The sequence below is a fragment of the Rhizobacter sp. P2_G4 genome (genome assembly GCF_056403575.1).
The window spans coordinates 816296-832625 of record NZ_JBFUFG010000002.1 but is presented as its reverse complement, the minus strand read 5'-3'; the positions used below and the strand labels follow the sequence as shown (position 1 = coordinate 832625).

Sequence of the window (16330 nt, the reverse complement as noted above, 5' to 3'; positions counted from 1 at the left end):
GCTGGCCCTGATTCACCGCCCTGTTCAGCGCTTCGCTCCAGAGCCATCTCCCTAGACTGCCAGGGATGAGCCCCACTCCGCTTCCGCCGGTTCACCTGTACCAGCTCGCGTATTCGCAGGAGACGCTGGCGCGCATCGAGCCTGGTTATCGGGTGCTGGACAACCTCGAGAACAGCCGGCCCGACTGGTACGAGTACTGGGCGATCCGCCGCTTTCTGCTGAACGAGACGTTGCAGGCCGACGCCTTCTACGGCTTCTTCTCGCCCAAGTTCGGCAGCAAGACGGGCCTGCCGCATGAGAAGGTGATGCAGTTCGTGCAGACGCATGCGCATGAGGCGGATGTGTTGCTGTTCTCGCCCCAGCCCGACATGGGCGCTTTTTTCCTGAACGTGTTCGAGCAGGGCGAGACCTTCGACCCCGGGCTGATCGATGCCTTCAGCGGGTTTCTCGAATCAATCGGCCGACCGGCCGCGCTGCGCGACATGGTGATGGACTCGCGCCAGATCGTGTTCTCCAACTACTTCGTGGCACGCCCCGCCTTCTGGCGCGAATGGCTCTCGGTCACCGAGGCCATGTTCGCGCTGTGCGAAGGCGCCGAGACGCCGCTGCAACGCGAGCTGACCAAGTCGACCACGTACACGGGTGGTGCGCAGCGCAAGGTCTTCTTGATCGAACGCGTCGCCTCCTTGCTGCTGACCACGCAGCCGCAGTGGCGCACCAAGGCCTACGACCCGTTTGCCTTTGCCTGGTCGGCCACGCGCTTCAGCGAGCACCCGACCGAAGCCTTCATCAGCGACGCGCTCAAGATTGCTTACCGTGAACAAGGCTTTGCCGAATACATGGTGGCATTCGCACGGGTGCGCGACACCTTCACCAGCCGCAAGGCCGCCTGAGAAGGCGCGATCAACTCCGCCATGTTCAGCAGCCTGCCCACCGTGGAGGCCGACATCGATCGGCTGATTGCCGCCACGCGCTACAACGACGCCCTCGCCAACATGGTGGTCGGCGTGCACAACCACTACAAGGCCCCCGAGGTCGCTCACCACGCGCTCTACTACCCGGCCTTCGACCGGCAGATCGAGCAGCTGTCTGCCCTGCTGGCCACCTCGACCCCGCCGTCTACCGAGCGCCCGGCTTCGCGCAACACGCTGATCATCGCGACGGAGCTCTACCAGATGGGCGGGCACTCGCGCGTGGTCGAAGACTTTGCGCGCGAGCTCGAGTCGCCCACCATCGTGCTGACCGACCTGTTCTCGTCGTACCGCAAGGCGGCCGATCACCTGAACTGGCTGCACGACACCTACGCCGACACGCCGCTGATCACGCTGCCGCAGCGCACCTTGTGGGAGAAGTGCCGCGCCCTGCTGCTGCTGACGCAGCGCCTCCAGCCGCGCAACATCTTCTACTTCAACCACCACCAGGACCCGATCGCCTTCATCGGCACGCTCAGCCACCGTGGCGCGCGCAAGACCCTGGTGCACCACTCCGATCACAACCCGAGCCTCGGCGTCACGCTGCCCGGCATGGGGCACGCTGACTTCACTGCCGAGTTGGCAGCCGTCTGCAGCCGCGAGCTGCAAGTGCCGACGAAGATCCTGCCGCTGTACGTGCCCGACTCTGGCTACAAGGCCTTCTCACCGGTCGACGCCGATGCGTTCTCGGTCGTGACCTCGGGCACGCAGGTGAAGTTCGCCCGCAGCGGCGAGCTGGCCTTGCAGAACATCGCGCAGGCGGTGCTCACCAGCACGCGCGGCAAGTTCTTCCACATCGGGCCGCTCGAAGACGATTGGCAAGCTGAGATCAAGTTGCATCTGCAAAGCGTCGGTATCGATGCCGAGCGCTTCGTCGCCGTCGGGCCTGTGGCCTCGCTGTGGCAGGCCCTCTCGGTGCTCGACGCGCATGTGTACCTCGGCTCTGCGCCGGTGGGCGGCGGGCGGGCGGCGATCGAGGCGCAGGGTTGCGGCTATCCGCTGGCCTACTACCGCGTGGCTGATGCCAGCTCGCTGGTGGCGGCCGATTCGATCTATGCCGACAAGTCGCTGGGCTGGGGCACGCTGGCCGAGCTGTCGGTATTGCTGAAGGCCATGGGTTCGCAGCTGGGTCGCCTGAGCGCGCAGGCTCGCGGCTTCTATGACCAGCGGTATTCGCGGGCTGAGTTCTTGCGGGTTCTGTCTGAATTGAGTTCGGACTGAGGGCAGCTGGCGGCGCGCGGCGCCCCCTTCGATACCTCAGGGCGAGCGGAGTAAAGGCTCAGCCTGAACGGAATGAAGGATCAGGCTGACCGGTAGCGAAACTGGAAATCTTTCAGGCCAGCGAGGCCACCGCCTGCTTCACCGCAGCGATCACCCGCTCGGTGTCGTCGTCGCCCTGGGTCGGCCCGATTGGCAGGCTCAGCACTTCGGCGTGCATGGCTTCAGAGATCGGCAAGGCTCCTGCTCGCAACCCCATTGAGGCGTAGGCCGGCTGAAGGTGCGGTGCCACCGGGTAATGAATCATCGTGGCCACACCCGCATCGGCCAGGCGCTTCGCGAGCACATCGCGCTGGCGGTGGCGCACCACGAACAGGTGCCACACCGGCTCGGCAAACGCCGGCACGGCAGGCAGCACCAGGTCGAGCCCCGCGAATGCAGCCAGGTAGCGTTGTGCAATCGAAGCGCGATGCTGGTTGCCGCGCTCGAGCTGCGGCAGCTTGGCGCGCAGCAAGGCGGCCTGCAGCTCATCAAGGCGCGAGTTGTAGCCGATGACTTCGTTGTGGTACTTCACCTGCGAGCCGTAGTTGCGCAGCACCCGAATGCGCTGCGCCAAGGCTTCGTCGTTGGTCGTCACCGCGCCACCGTCGCCGATGGCACCGAGGTTCTTGCCGGGGTAGAAGCTCCAGGCCACTGCGTCGCCGTGCGCGCCGAGGCGCTGGCCTTGGTAACGCGCAGCATGCGCCTGGGCGCCGTCTTCGAGCACACGCAAGCCGCGCTTCTTGGCAATGGCAAGAATGGGCGCCATGTCGGCCGGCTGCCCGTACAGGTGGACCGGGATGATGGCCTTGGTACGCGGCGTGATGGCCGCTTCGATGCGGGCCGGGTCGATGTTGTAGGTGCGCGCATCCGGCTCCACCGGCACCGGTGTCGCGCCGACGTGGCTCACCGCGAGCCAGGTGGCGATGTAGGTGTTGGACGGGACAATCACTTCGTGGCCGGGGCCGATGTCCATCGCACGCAGCACCAGCACCAGCGCATCGAGCCCGTTGGCCACGCCCACGCAGTGCTTGGCCTGGCAGTGGTCGGCGTACTCCTGTTCGAAGCGCGTGACCTCCTGGCCGAGGATGTACCAGCCCGAGTCGAGCACGCGGTTGAACGCGGCGGTCAACTCCTCGCGCTGGGCGAGCTGGATGGATTTGAGGTCGAGGAAGGGAACCATGCTCGTCATGCCTTTGCTTGCGCCTCGATCAGGTCGAGAAACTCGGCGTAGTCGCGGATGTAGTCGTCGCGGTCGTAGTAGTCCGAGGCGAAGACCAGCAGCATGGCGTCGGCCGAATACTTGTACTGGATGCCCCAGGTCATGGGCGGCAGGTAGAGGCCGCGGTCGGGCGAGTCGAGCGCCACTTCGACGCGGTGCACGCCGTCGTCGGCCACCACGGCGCAGCTGCCGCGCAGGCAGATCAAGAACTGGTGGCATTGGTGGTGCGCATGCTCGCCGCGCAGTTCGCGGCTGGGCACGCCGAAGACCAGAAAGTAGCGCAGCGGCTTGAAGGGAATCTGGCGGTCAAACTCGCCCACGCTGAGGCTGCCGCGCAGGTCGGGAATGACCGGGAAGTGGTGCACCGCCACGCCCTTGACGGGCATGACTTCGACGCTCGCACGGTTGGGCACCACGGCGGCCTGCGCCGAGCCGGGCGGGCCTTGCGTGGCGTCCACATAGCCGATGATGTTGGCGGGGTTGCCTTCGACGATGGCACCCGGCGGCACCGAGCGCGTGACGACCGAGCCGGGCCGCACGATGGCCTTGGCGCCGATGACGATGCCGGCCGCCACGATGCTGGCGTTGGCCCCGATCCAGGCACCCTGCTTCACCACCACCGGGCGCTGGGTGCTGCCCGGCGCGGTGGCAAAGGCCACGTGCGCGCCGACGAAGACGTTGTTCTCGAGCACCGTGCCGCGCGCCAGGTGGGCGCCGCTCTCCAAGGTGCAGTTGTCGCCCACCGTTGCCAGCGCGTCGATGAAGACATGCGGGCCGACGCTCGTACCCGTGCCGACCTGGGCGGTAGCGTCGATCGAACTGAAGCGATCCCGCAGCGCCAGCACACCGGCGGCTGCGCTCAGGGAAGAGGTTTCAGTTTCAGAGATGAGGCCCATGCGGAGTTCTTTCGCGTGTCTGTGCGTACCCTGGCAGTACACCGCGAAGAAGGACGGAACAAAGACCGGAAAGCGGGGGGAAACCGGGGCCAATTCAGGGGACGGCGACCTGGGCCGCGGTCACGCCTCAGCGGCGCATCTTCTTGAAGCGCGCCGAATAGATCTCCTGCTCCAGCAACTGCACCTTGGCGGGCACCTTGTAGGCGGTTAGCTTGGCCAGGCAGGCCTTGCGGATGCGCAGGCGCAGGGCGTCCAGCGCCTCGGGTTCGGTCAGGTGCACCTTCGCGACCACGATCTGGCCCAGCAGCGCGTGCTTCTCGCCCGTCACCACCACGTCGGCAATGTTGGGCAAGGCCAGGATCACGTCTTCCACCTCGGCGGGGTAGACCTTCTGGCCACCCACGTTGATGAGGTCGGTGACGCGGCCGAGGATGCGGAAATACTCGCCATCCACCTCCACCCGGTCTTGCGTGTTGAACCAGCCTTCTTCGTCGAAGGCCGACGGTGCGTTGAGGTAGCCGACCATGCGGAACTCGGAGCGCACCCACAGAATGCCGTCGCGCACCTGGGTCTCGAAACCCGAGCCGCCGATGCGCACCCACAGCGACCCGTCGGGGCGCGACTGCGAACGCAGCACGCCCACTTCAGAGAGGCCGTAGGTCTGCTGCAGCTCGGCCGCGGGAAAGCGCGTGCGGATGCGGTCCAGCGTCGCCTGCGGCATGGTCTCGGTGCCGTAGGTGATGCGCTTGAGCGAACTCAGGTCGTACTTGCTCGACAGGTCGGTGGCGGCCAGCAGCGTCAGGAACGATGGCGTGGTGGGCAGCAGGTCAACCTTGTGGGCCTGGATCGCCTCGCAGATCGTCGTGATGCTGCGGTTCTCGGCCGTCACCACCGTGCCCAGGCTGGCGGTGATGGCGAGGATGGTGTTGATGCCACCGAAGTGGTCGAGCATCAGGAAGGGAATGGCAACCACCGGCTCGCGCGCGGTGCGGAACTTCTTCATCACGCGCTCGAAGTCGTGCAGCATGCCTTTGGGCTTGCCGGTGGAGCCGGATGAGAACAACACCAGTCCGGCACGGCCGTTGGCGCGGAATTCTTCGAGCATCGGGTTCGGCGCCGGCACGTGCTTGGCTTCGATCTCCCAACTCAGGCCATCGGGTGCGAAGCTGATGCAGTGGCTGCTGCCTGAGATGGCGAGGGCCTCGGATTCTTCAATCACCGAGCCGCGCGTCATCGGCACCACGATGCAGGCCAGCGAGGCCAGCGCGAGGATCATGCAGAACACATCGGGCGCGTAGTCGGCCACCACCACGACGGTGTCGCCCGGCTTCACGCCGCGCTGCTTCAACTCCTGCGCAAAGCTGCCGATGCTGCCCGACACCTCGGCATACGAACTCTTGCGGCCCTTGTGAACGAAGGCCGGCCGGCCGGACGGCGCCGCGGCGAAGCGGTCGAGCAGCCATTGCATGCCCGCGTCGCGCTCGGCAACGGCTGGGCGGGAGAGAAGTTCGGTGGACATGGCATTGCCTTCGTTGTCAGCACACCGTCGTTCCACGTAAGCAAAACGACGTGATGCAGTGATTCACTTGCGCGCCAGCAAACTGCCCCAGGAGTAGCCAACGCCGAACCCGCAAAGGAACAGCCGGCTGCCGGGGGCAAGCGATGCCTGCGAAAAATAGTCCTTGATCAGGATCGGGATCGACGACGACACCGTGTTGCCCACGGTCGCCAGGTTCGAGAACAGCTTGTCGCCGCCCAGCTTGAGTTTCTTGCCCAGGCTGTCGAGCGCCAGGCCGCTGGCCTGGTGCAGGAAGAACTGGTCGATCTGTGCCGGCGCCAGCTCGTGCTTTTGCAGCAGCTCCAGCATCTGCTTGATGACACGGTCGTTCACGAGGTTGAGCACGTGCAAGCCGTTCATCTCGATGGTGTCGCGGTAGCCGGGTTCGCTCTTCTGTGACGCCGGCTGGCGGTGGCCACCGGATTTGATGATGAACTTGTCCCAGCCCTTGCCGTCGGAGGCGCACTGGAAATCCTCGAACGCGCCGATCAGCGGGACGCCGTCGAACTGGGCGGCTTCGCCGATCCACGAGACCGAGGCGCCGTCGCCGAAAAGCATGCGGGTGGAGCGATCGTCGTCGGCGATGTACTTGGAGTAGGTGTCTGCCGTGACCAGCAGCACGTTCTTCGCCATGCCGATCTTGATGAAGCCCGAGGCCATCATGAGGCCGTACACATAGCCCGAGCAGGCGAGGTTGTAGTCGAAGGCGATGACGCTCTGGCTCAAGCCGAGATCGCGGTGCAGCAGGAAGGCATTGCCCGGCATCACGTGGTCGGGCGACTGAGTGCAGAAGATGATGGCGTCGACCTTGTCGGCGAGCGCCGGGTGTTTCGCGAGCAGCTTCTGCGTGGCGATCAGCGCGAGGTCATAGGCCGTCTCGTCGGCGCGCGCGATGTGGCGCTCGAAGACGCCGGTCTTCTTCTCGGTCTGGTCGACGCGCCAGTCGGGGTGGTCGGCCTGGAACTCGGCGTTCTTCACCACCCGCTCGGGCAGGTGGTAGGCAATGTCCAGCACCGCACCGGGAAATTGCTTCATGCGGCCACCTCGGCCATAAAGACGCGCAGTGGCTCGTTGTGGGCGTGGATCTCGTCGATCGTGGCGCTGCCGCCGTGGCCGGGCAGCACGCGGGTGCTGCCGTCGACCCAGCCGAACAAGCCGCTGAGCGAGGCGCGCAGCACGGCGTGGTCTTCGCCAGGCATGCGCGACAAAGCCGTCTTTCGGGCGTACAGCGTGTCGCCCGAGAACAGCAGGTCATCGACCGCGATGCCGGCGCTTCCGGGCGTGTGGCCCGGCAAAGGGTGGTACGTGAACGAACGGCTGCCAATCGCGACTGGTGCGTCGCCCTCCTTCACTAGCGTGAACTCCGGCAGCGCGATGCGCTGCTTGATCTTGAACACCGCCATCAGGAAGTTGGACTGCTTGGCGATCTTGAGATCGGCGTCCCGCAAGTACACGGGGAGCTCGTAAGCCTGCTGCATCCAGGCGGTACCGCCCACATGATCGAAGTGGCCGTGGGTGCACAGCACCGCTTCGGGCTGCCAGCCGCTGGCGGCCAGGTCGGCTTCGATGGCCTCGCGGTCCAGGCCCGGATCGATCACGACGCAGGCGTTGCCCTGCCCCGTCTTCAGGAAGTAGGTGTTGGAATGAAAGTCGCGGTTGACGACACTGCGGATCTCGTCGCGCGGCCAAGGTCCCATGGTCAATTCACCCCGCCGAGGAACACCGTCTGCGCGGTGATGCAACTGCTGCGCTCGGCGGCAAAGAAGTCGATCACGTTCAGCACGTCGTCGGCCGTGGCGTAGCGGGGGATGGGCAAGGCGGCGATCAGCGCATCGACCTTGTCGCGCGGCAGCGCATCGAGCATGTCGGTCTCGATGGCGGTGATGCCCAGCGTGTTGCAGGTGACGTTCATGGCCGCGAACTCCTTGGCCATCACGTTGGCGAGCGTCGTGACGGCTGCCTTGGTCGCGGCGTACATCGAGTCGCCCATGGGTTCGAGCGCAGCGGCCATCGAGCTGATGTTGATGATGCGGCCCCACTTGCCGCGGCGCATCAGCTTGGCTGCTTCGCGCGAGACGATGAAGCTGCCGAACACATTGGTGTCGAGCATGCTCTTGGCGGCCGAGGCCGGCATCACCATCGAATATTGGGAAGTGAGCACCGCGGCGTTGTTGACGAGGATGTCGACACGGCCGAACTGCTTGCGGACGAACTCGAAGCCACGGGCCACGGATGCGGCGTCGCTCACGTCAACCGCCACCGGGTGGTAACCCGGGCGCGGCTCGGCGGCGTCATCGTGGCGGCTGAAGCCGATCACCTGAGCGCCGTGCTTCAGGAAATGCTCGGCGACGATCTGCCCCACGCCGCGGCGTGCGCCAGTGACCAGGGCAATCTTGCCGTCGTACACGGCTTACTCCGCCAGCAATTCCAGCAGGTAGTTCTTGAGTGTGGCGGCGTCGGTGAAGGGCACCGGGTCGCGGCTCATGGCGCGGTCGTCGGTGAGGCTCACCGATTTGCCGAACTCGTCGGACACCAGCGTCTCCAGGTCGACGATCACCGAGACCAGCGACAGTGAGTCGAGCGCCGAGCCCTCGCCGAAGAAGCTGGTGTCGGGGCTGAGCGCGATCTGTTCGTCGGGCCCGCGCTCTTCATTGAGCGAGCGGACCGCTTTGTAGATGCATTCCAGGACGGCGGCGTCCTTGTCGAGTGTGATCTTTTCCACGTCGATCTCTCCTATTGTTCGTTCAATCGTTCGTTCAATCAGTTCGATGTCTCAGGCCGCAGCGCGGTTGCGCCCGGCCGCGATCAGCATCTTCATGCGCGGCAAGGCGCTCTTCCGGTACTCATCGGCGAGCATGCCCAGCATGATCGAATCCTGGAAGTGGCCATTGATGAATAAGTGCTGCCTCTGCCGCCCTTCTTCCTTCATGCCCAGGAATTTCTGCCACTTGAGCATCAGGGGGTTGTCGGAGACAACAGCACCATGCACCCGCAGCAGCTCCAGCCGGTCGAAGGCCAGTTCGTAGAGCAGCTTCATGGCTTCGACCGCGGCGGGGATGCCGCGCACGGCCTCTTCTTCACCGATGAGAAAGCGCGCCGGTTCGGCGTGGCGGTGTTCGGTGTCGACGCCGACCAGCGAGACCATGCCCACCGGCTGCCCGCTCTTCAGCACGATCATGAAATTGTGTTCGGACGCCGGGCGCGAGGCGATCCACGCCGCCTGCTGCGCCACCGTCTGCGCACCCTTGTTGAGGTTGATCGCGCGCTCGCTCTGGCGCCAGGCCAGAGTCAGTTCGGCGTCGGCCGGCACCAGCGGGCGTAGCGTGACGAACTCGCCACTCAGCGTGACGCTCATCGCAGCCAGACGCTGATGCCGAGGCCCAGCGAATACAGCAAGGCCGTGGACTGCTCGCCGTCGTACAGCGCATTCACGTACGACACGCGCAGGCCGTAGTGCTCGCCTTCGGATGCCATCACGTCAAACAGCGAGCGGCGACCGAGTTGCTGCCATTGCTGCAGCGTGAAGTTGCGTACGCGGTCGCTGTCGCGCAGCACGTCGACGGTGCGGCGTGCCTTGTCGAACGACGACAGCGCCTGCTCGTGCACGTCGGCCATGCGGAACTTGCGTGCCTCGATGGCGTCGAGCCGCTGCAGCTTGGCCGCTTCGGCCCGCTTGGCCGACGATTCGACGGCGTAGCCGACGGTGGGCGTGAACAGCGGCACGCTGACGGTGATGCCTGCCTGCCAGTTCGACCCCGGCGTGGTGCCGCGCACGTAATTGTTGCCGGCCACCACGTTCACCTGGGGCCAGCGGGTGGCGCCGACAGACCGGGCATAGGCCTGGGCTGCGAGAGCCTGCGATTGCAGTTGTTCGATGTCGGGTGCCTGCTCGGCCTGGGCGAGCAGGTCCGGCAATGCGGGAGGCGTCAGCAGCAGCGACGAGAGGCCCTCGGTCGGCGGCAGCCCGTCGCCCACGAAGCGGCGCAGGCGCGTTTCGATCTGGCGCACCAGCGAGACGGTCTGTGCCTGCTGGATCTCGGCCTGCTGGAGGTTCTTCTGTGCCTGCACCAGCTCGCTGGTGCGGCCCTTGTCGGCGCGCACGATGGTCTCGAGCGCTTCGACCAGGCAGCTCATCTTGCGCGCGTACTGCTGATACACCTGCACCTGCAGGCGGTAGCGGCTGCGCTCGATGGCCAGCGACACCGTCTGCAACGCGACCTGCTCTTCCGAGCTGATCTGGTTCAGGCGGGCGGCTTCTGAGAGGTTCTTGCGCCAGTCGATCAGGTCCGACGTGCGGCCGCCATCGAACAGCGGCGCGCTGATGGCCAGGCCGACCCGGCCCTGCTTGCCACGCGACTCGACGACGTCGGGCGCACGGCTTTCGGTGGCGCCCAGGAAGCCGTTGGCGGTGAGCTGCGGCCAGCGGCTGGCGCGGGTCTCGTCGACGTCGATCGCCGCGGCCTCGGCCAACAGCCTGGACGAACCGATGGCCTGGCTGCGACGCAGTGCTTCCTTGACCATGTTCTGCAGGTTGGCGCGAGCCGAGCCGGCATCGATGGGCACGCCATTGGCGTTGGTGCTGGGACGCGTCTCCACGTTGTCTTCGTCGATGCAGCGGGCAACGGCGGGCATCAACGCACCGGCGGCCACCAGGGCTGCACATGAGCGCAGCAGACGGGGCGTGAACAATTTCATGGGGTAGAACTCCTGACCGAAAGGCTGCGCACAGGCGCAGAAATCTTCGTCAGTACACCGCGATCACGAGGGGTGTGATGCGCAGAAAGCGAGGCGGTTTGCCTGCCAATTTTCGGGACTGGGAGGCACCAGTCACCGTTCGCTGAAGGCCTCTTTCGACTTCATCATGGGCCGCAAGATGAAGCTCAAGACCGAGCGCTCGCCCGTCCGCACTTCGATCGTCCCCGTCATCCCGGGAAGGATGGGCAGCGGCTTGCCCTTCTCCTTCAAGGTCGACCGGTCCGAGCGAAGCGTCACCCGGTAATACGTCTGATCGGCCGCGGCCTTCTCGGTGTCACCCAGCGCATCCGGGCTGATGTATTCGATCTTGCCCTGCAGCCCGCCATAGGTCGTGTAGTCGTAGGCCGCGAGCTTGACCTCGGCCTTCTGCCCCAGGCGCACGAAGCCGATGTCGCGCGGCTTGATCCGAGCTTCGATCAACACGCGCGAGCCGATGGGCACGATCTCCATCATCGGCGCACCCGGCGACACCACGCCGCCGATGGTGTTGGTGCGGATGTTCTTCACCAGCCCGCGCACCGGCGAGGTGAGCACGGTGCGGCGCAGCACGTCGGCGCGGCCGGCCATCTGCTCGTCGAGCAGCTTCAGCTCGGTCTGCGCACGGACCAGCTCGGTGCTGGCGTCCTGGCGAAACTTGTTGGCGCGCTCATGGCTCTGCAGCTGCAGGTCGTTGACCTGGCGGCGCAGGCGCATCACCTCCACCTCGGACATCAAGCCCTTGGCCGACATCGCCTCCGAGACGCCCAGCTCCTTCATCAGCAGCTCGACGCTGCGCTGGTTGCTGCGCAGGCCTTCGTCGAGCGCCCGCTTGCGCGCATCAAAGGCATCGCTCTCGCCGTCGATGATCGAAGGCACGTTCGCTACTTCCTTCGGAAACTGCAGCGGCTTGCCACTCGCTTCGGCCGTGAGGCGGGCGATGGTCGCGAGCATCGCCAGGCGCTTGGCCTGGCCTTCGTTCTGCTGCGATTCGAAACGCGTCGGATCGATCTGCGCCAGCTCCTGGCCTTCGGACACCTGCATGCCTTCGCGCACGTTCAGCTCGCGAAGGATGCCGCCTTCGAGGCTGGCAATCACCTGCTCGCGGCCGTCGGGAATCACGCGTGCATCGGCGCGGGTGATCTCGTCGACGCGGGCCACACCCGCCCAGGTGATGGCCGAGATCAGGATGATCGCCATCAGGTACAGCGCCCAGGTGGTCTTCGGCGTGGCCTCCACGATCATGGCCGCGCGCACATCGGCCATGTAGGCCATGTCGCGGCTCTCGGGGGCCTTGGGTTTGCGCTTCCAAAAACTCATACCGAGGCCTGGCGCTGCACCGGCTGCGTAGAAGGGTGCAGGTGCACGTTCGGCGACGCGTTCGCTTCAGGCGTGGCGGTGGCCGCCGGCTTGGCGCCGGACAAGGCGGCCAGCACCTGGGCCTTGGGACCGTCGAGGATGATCTTGCCGCCGTCGACCACGATGACGCGCTGAGCGAGTTCGAGCACGGCCGGGCGGTGCGTCACCATGATGACGGTGCGCTTGCCGATGGCTTCATTCAGCTGGCGCAGGAACATGATTTCCGACTGCGCGTCCATCGAGCTGGTGGGTTCGTCCATCAGCAGAATTTGCGGCTGCGTGACGAGGCAGCGCGCCAGGGCGACGAGCTGGCGCTGGCCACCCGACAACAGGCTGCCCATTTCGCCGACCGAGAGTTCCCAGCCCTGCGGGTGCGACGCGACCACGCGGTCGAGCCCGGTCACGCGGGCCACCTCGCTCAGGCGCGATGCATCGACCGAGGCCCGCCCCATCAGCACGTTCTCACGCAACGTGCCCTTGAAAAGCCGCGGTTCCTGAGACACGAAGCCCACCTTGGCGCGAAAGTCCGCGGGGTCGACCTGGCGCAGGTCGATGCCGTCGACGTCGACCATGCCTTCGGTCGGCTGGTACAGCCCGGCCAGCAGGCGCAGCACGGTGGACTTGCCACTGCCGATGCGCCCGAGGATGACCACGCGCTCGCCCTGCTCGAACTTCAGGTTCACGTTCTTCAGCACCTTGGGCGGCGCCTGGTCGGGCGCGGTGGGCGGGTACGCAAAGCTCAGGTCGTGCAGGCCGATGCGGCCGGTGATCTGGTGGTTGGCCACATAGGCGGCGCCCGGCGCGCGCTCGATGGGCTGGTTCATCAGGCGGTCGAGCGACACCATCGCGGCGCGTGCGCCCTGGTAGCGCGTGGCCAGGCCGACCACGCTGCCCAGCGGCGCGACGGCACGGCCGGCAAACATGATGGCGCCGATGAGCGCACCGCCGGTCACCGAGCCCGCATGGATGAGGTACACGCCCACGACCAGCATCACCAGCGTGACGAGCTGCTGCGCCATGGCCGAGATGTTGTTCGTGAGGCCGCCGAGGTTGCGCGAGCGCAGAGCGGTTTCGGCACCAGCGGCGCTGGCATCTTCGAAGCGGCGCAGGAAGCGGCCTTGCGCGCCGGCAGCCTTGAGGTCCTCCAGGCCTTCGACGGCCTCGACCAGCAGGCCCTGCAGGTCGGCCTGGTGGATCATGTTGGCAGCCATCGAGCGGCGCAGCGATCCCTGGATGGCCAGTGCAGCACCGAGGATCAGCGGGATCGAGCCCACCAGCACCCAGCCGAGCGGTCCGCCGACCACGAAAGTCATGGCGATGAAGATGACGATGAACGGCAAGTCACTGATGGCCGACAGCGTGGCACCGGCAAAGAACTCGCGCACCACTTCAACCTGCGCCAGGTTGTGGGCATAGGAGCCGGCCGATTCGGGGCGGTGCTCCATGCGCACGCCCAACGTCTGGCGAAACAGCAGCGAGCCGATGATGAGGTCGGCCTTCTTGCCGGCCACGTCGATGAGGTGGGTGCGCAGCTGGCGCGCGATCAGGTCGAAGACCAGCGCGATCATGCCGCCGGTGGCCAGTGCCCAGAGCGTCACGAAGGCCTGGTGCGGAATCACCTTGTCGAAGATCACCGAGGTGACCAGGCCGCTGGCCAGCATCAGCACGTTGCTCAGCATGGCGGCCAGCAGCGCCGAGCGGTAGTACGGCGTGAAGCGACGCAGCGTGCCCCACAGCCAGTGGCTGTTCGGGTCGACGAGGATCAGCGCCTCGTGCTCCTTGCTGCTGGGCGCGAGCGGCTTGGGCGAGGCCACGAAGGCAAAGCCGGTGTACTCGCCGGACAGCTCGGCTTCCGTGGCCTGGCAGCTGTGGCTCTCGGGGCCGGGCATCACCACGTCGTAGCTGTCGGGGCCCTTCTTGGCTGGCTTGCGCGCCACGATGATGGCGGCGTCGCCGTTCTTCAGCAGCAGCACGGCTGGCAGCAGCAGTGCGTGGATGTCGGAAATCTTGCGCTGGATCAGCCCGGCGTTGAAGCCAGCCTCGCGCATGACACGCACAGCCTGGTCAGGCCCCAGCGCGCCTTCGAGCGGCGTGCCGGCCAAGAGCGACTCGGGAGAGCGCTCGCGGCCGTGGTGGCGGTTCAGCCAGAGAAGCGCCTGCAGCAGCGCATCGCTACCGTGCGTCGCCGCCGAAGGCGCGTCTTTCCCCGCCAACGCAGCCGCGTTGGGATCGAGAAAGGGCTCTTGGCGTGCAGACATGGGTCAGTCAGTGCGCGCGGTATTCGAGCGCCAGGCGTTCGAATTCGTTTTCGATGTCGCGCACCAGGCCCGGCACGTCGAACAGCTTCGACTCGCGGCCGTGCTCGGACAGGTAGCGCTTGTAAGACGCCACGCGCAGCGGGTTGTTGCCCAGTTGCACCGCGAGGCGCTCGTAGTCTTGCAGCGAGAAGGTCACGAGGTCGGGCAGGCCGACGTTGGTGAGCAGGCTGCCGGCCATGCGCGAGATGTAGCTGCGGCCCGAGTAGGTGACGATGGGCAGGCCCATCCACAGCGCATCGCTGGCGGTGGTGCCGGCGTTGTACGGAAAGGTGTCGAGCATCACATCGGCCAGCTGGAAGCGCGCCAGGTACTCGGGCGGCGCCACGCGCGGTGCCATGACCAGGCGCTCGTGGCCGATGCCGTGGGCGTCGGCTTCGCGGCGCATGTTGGCGAGCGCCCATTCGTTGTCGGCCAGCAGCCACAGCACGCTGTTCGGCACCTGCTTCAGGATGCGCATCCAGCTGCGGAACACCTCTTCGGTGAACTTGAAGGTGTTGTTGAACGAGCAGAAGACGAAGGCATCTTCGGGCAAACCGTAGGCCGCGCGGGTGGGCTTGGGCGCCACCTCGCGCTGGCGGTCGCTCACCTGGTAGCAGTGCGGCACGTAGATCGGCCGCTCGGTCATGTAGGGCTGCAGCTCGGTGGGCATCACGAAGCGGTCGGCCAGGATCCAGTCGACGCCGGGCAGCGCGCAGGTGCCGGGCAGGCCGAGGTAGCTCACTTGAATGGGCGCGCCGCGCATGCCGACGATGGCCGGGCGGGCGCCGTTGGTCAGGCCCTGCAGGTCGACCAGGATGTCGATGCCATGGGCGGCGATCAGGCGCGCCGCGGTGGTGTCATCGACACCGCCGATCGGGATGTAGTGGTCGATGGCCTTGCGGATGCGCGCGCGCAGCGGCGTGCCGTCGTCGCGGCTCCACGAGAAGGCGTAGATCTCGAAGCGCTCGCGGTCGTGCAGCTCCAGCAGCTCGACCGACAGCAGGCCCACGGCGTGCATGTGCAGGTCGCCCGACAGGTAGCCGATGCGGATCTTGCCGGTGCGCTGGGGCTGGCCTTCATGGAAGGGGACAGCCGGCGGCTTGGGCGTGCGCTCGTAGACGAAGCGCTGCGCCGACAGCAGCTGCACCGCCGGGTCGTCGCTTGCGCCCAGCATGGCCAGCACCGAGGTGCCGAGCAGCAGCTGGTTCTGCGTCAGCGCGCCCACCGGCTCGTAGACCGGCCAGGCGCACTTCTTCTGGCGCAGGTGCACGTAGTGCTGGATCACGTCGTTCTGGTCGGGCTTGCGCTCGAGGCTGGCGCGCATGCAGCGCTCGGCCTCGTCGTAGCGGCGCTGCGTTTCATACAGCCGCGCCGAGTTGTTGATGGCGTGCAGGTAGAGCTCGATGGCCGCATCCGCACTGTCGGTCACCGTCTGCCACTGGGCCAGGGCTTCGTCCGGGCGGCCCAGGTGCTCGAGCTGGTGGCCCAGGTTGAGGCGGGCCTGCAGGAAGCCGGGGCTCAGCGCCAGCGCACGCAGGTAGGCGCGCTCGGCGTCCACATGCCGGCCGATGGCGCCCAAGAGCGTGCCCCAGTTGAAGCAGGCCACGTGCTGCAGCGGCGAGACGGTGTGGCCGATCCACGTTTCATACAGTGCCGCGCCGTCGGCGGTGCGGCCGGCCTGGCTCAACGCCGAAGCGCGGTTCATCAGATCGGCAAGCGCCATCGCTCCCGAGCGGGCCAGGGCCAGCTCGCGGTCGAACTCCGACAAGGCAGCCGCGGCTGGACTTGCCGCCACGGCCGGGGGCTTCGCGGTCGACTTTTTCATGGGGAAACGATGGGCAGGTTCACGTCGATCGATTGTGGGCAGCGCCTTTCGCGGGCGGTCGAGCCATTAAGGGGGCAATTCAGCGGCTTTTCGGGGCCATTTCCGCGCCATCTCGTCGCCATTCCCGCGCCTGAACAGAGGATGACGCCACGCGCCGGCAACAGCACAGTGCGGCTCAGGGAAATGCGGACTTCTGTCACGCTCGAGGCCCACC

The 16330-nt window shown here is 66.4% G+C and carries 14 protein-coding genes; 2 read left to right on the top strand and 12 right to left on the bottom strand.

The genetic code is table 11. The annotated features are described in order from the left end of the window. Positions 1 to 65: 65 nt before the first annotated feature. Both AC1DYS_RS10350 and AC1DYS_RS10345 read left to right on the top strand, forming a co-directional pair. On the top strand, positions 66 to 893 hold the full coding sequence (locus AC1DYS_RS10350) for a hypothetical protein (RefSeq protein WP_477898651.1): 828 nt from the start codon (positions 66 to 68) through the stop codon (positions 891 to 893). Positions 894 to 914: 21 nt separating this feature from the next. Beyond that, complete coding sequence (locus AC1DYS_RS10345) at positions 915 to 2192, top strand: hypothetical protein (protein WP_477898649.1); 1278 nt, start codon at positions 915 to 917, stop codon at positions 2190 to 2192. 112 nt (positions 2193 to 2304) lie between these two features. Here the strand turns inward: AC1DYS_RS10345 and AC1DYS_RS10340 are convergent, their stop codons facing one another. From AC1DYS_RS10340 to AC1DYS_RS10285, 12 genes are all read right to left on the bottom strand, one after another. After that, entirely contained in the window at positions 2305 to 3411 is a 1107-nt protein-coding gene (locus tag AC1DYS_RS10340; protein ID WP_477899610.1) for a DegT/DnrJ/EryC1/StrS family aminotransferase, read from the bottom strand. 5 nt (positions 3412 to 3416) lie between these two features. Beyond that, entirely contained in the window at positions 3417 to 4346 is a 930-nt protein-coding gene (locus tag AC1DYS_RS10335) for a WxcM-like domain-containing protein (protein WP_477898647.1), read from the bottom strand. Between the two features lie 127 nt (positions 4347 to 4473). Beyond that, positions 4474 to 5865, bottom strand: coding sequence for an ANL family adenylate-forming protein (locus AC1DYS_RS10330; protein ID WP_477898645.1), 1392 nt, complete (start codon positions 5863 to 5865; stop codon positions 4474 to 4476). 63 nt (positions 5866 to 5928) lie between these two features. Continuing rightward, positions 5929 to 6939 carry a ketoacyl-ACP synthase III gene (locus AC1DYS_RS10325; protein WP_477898643.1) on the bottom strand — a complete coding sequence of 337 codons (1011 nt, stop codon included), beginning with the start codon at positions 6937 to 6939 and terminating at the stop codon, positions 5929 to 5931. Continuing rightward, positions 6936 to 7601: an MBL fold metallo-hydrolase gene (locus tag AC1DYS_RS10320; RefSeq protein WP_477898641.1), complete on the bottom strand. Its 666-nt coding sequence runs from the start codon at positions 7599 to 7601 to the stop codon at positions 6936 to 6938. The genes AC1DYS_RS10325 and AC1DYS_RS10320 overlap by 4 nt, the downstream gene beginning before the upstream one ends. A 2-nt stretch (positions 7602 to 7603) precedes the next feature. Then, a complete protein-coding gene (locus tag AC1DYS_RS10315; RefSeq protein WP_477898639.1) occupies positions 7604 to 8311 on the bottom strand; it encodes an SDR family NAD(P)-dependent oxidoreductase in 708 nt (235 codons plus the stop codon). A 3-nt stretch (positions 8312 to 8314) separates the two neighbouring features. Then, positions 8315 to 8626 carry a hypothetical protein gene (locus tag AC1DYS_RS10310; protein WP_477898637.1) on the bottom strand — a complete coding sequence of 104 codons (312 nt, stop codon included), beginning with the start codon at positions 8624 to 8626 and terminating at the stop codon, positions 8315 to 8317. A gap of 51 nt (positions 8627 to 8677) precedes the next feature. Continuing rightward, entirely contained in the window at positions 8678 to 9259 is a 582-nt protein-coding gene (locus AC1DYS_RS10305; RefSeq protein WP_477898635.1) for a GNAT family N-acetyltransferase, read from the bottom strand. Next, positions 9256 to 10599 (bottom strand): TolC family protein, encoded by a 1344-nt coding sequence (locus tag AC1DYS_RS10300; RefSeq protein ID WP_477898633.1) that lies wholly within the window; start codon positions 10597 to 10599, stop codon positions 9256 to 9258. Before AC1DYS_RS10300 ends, AC1DYS_RS10305 begins: the two co-directional genes overlap by 4 nt. A gap of 132 nt (positions 10600 to 10731) precedes the next feature. Beyond that, positions 10732 to 11955 carry an HlyD family type I secretion periplasmic adaptor subunit gene (locus tag AC1DYS_RS10295; RefSeq protein ID WP_477898631.1) on the bottom strand — a complete coding sequence of 408 codons (1224 nt, stop codon included), beginning with the start codon at positions 11953 to 11955 and terminating at the stop codon, positions 10732 to 10734. Further along, positions 11952 to 14252, bottom strand: coding sequence for a type I secretion system permease/ATPase (locus AC1DYS_RS10290; protein WP_477898629.1), 2301 nt, complete (start codon positions 14250 to 14252; stop codon positions 11952 to 11954). The genes AC1DYS_RS10295 and AC1DYS_RS10290 overlap by 4 nt, the downstream gene beginning before the upstream one ends. Positions 14253 to 14259: 7 nt before the next feature. Then, the gene (locus tag AC1DYS_RS10285) at positions 14260 to 16116 is read right to left on the bottom strand and encodes an O-linked N-acetylglucosamine transferase, SPINDLY family protein (protein ID WP_477898627.1); all 1857 of its coding nucleotides are present in this window, start codon (positions 16114 to 16116) and stop codon (positions 14260 to 14262) included. Positions 16117 to 16330: the final 214 nt, after the last annotated feature.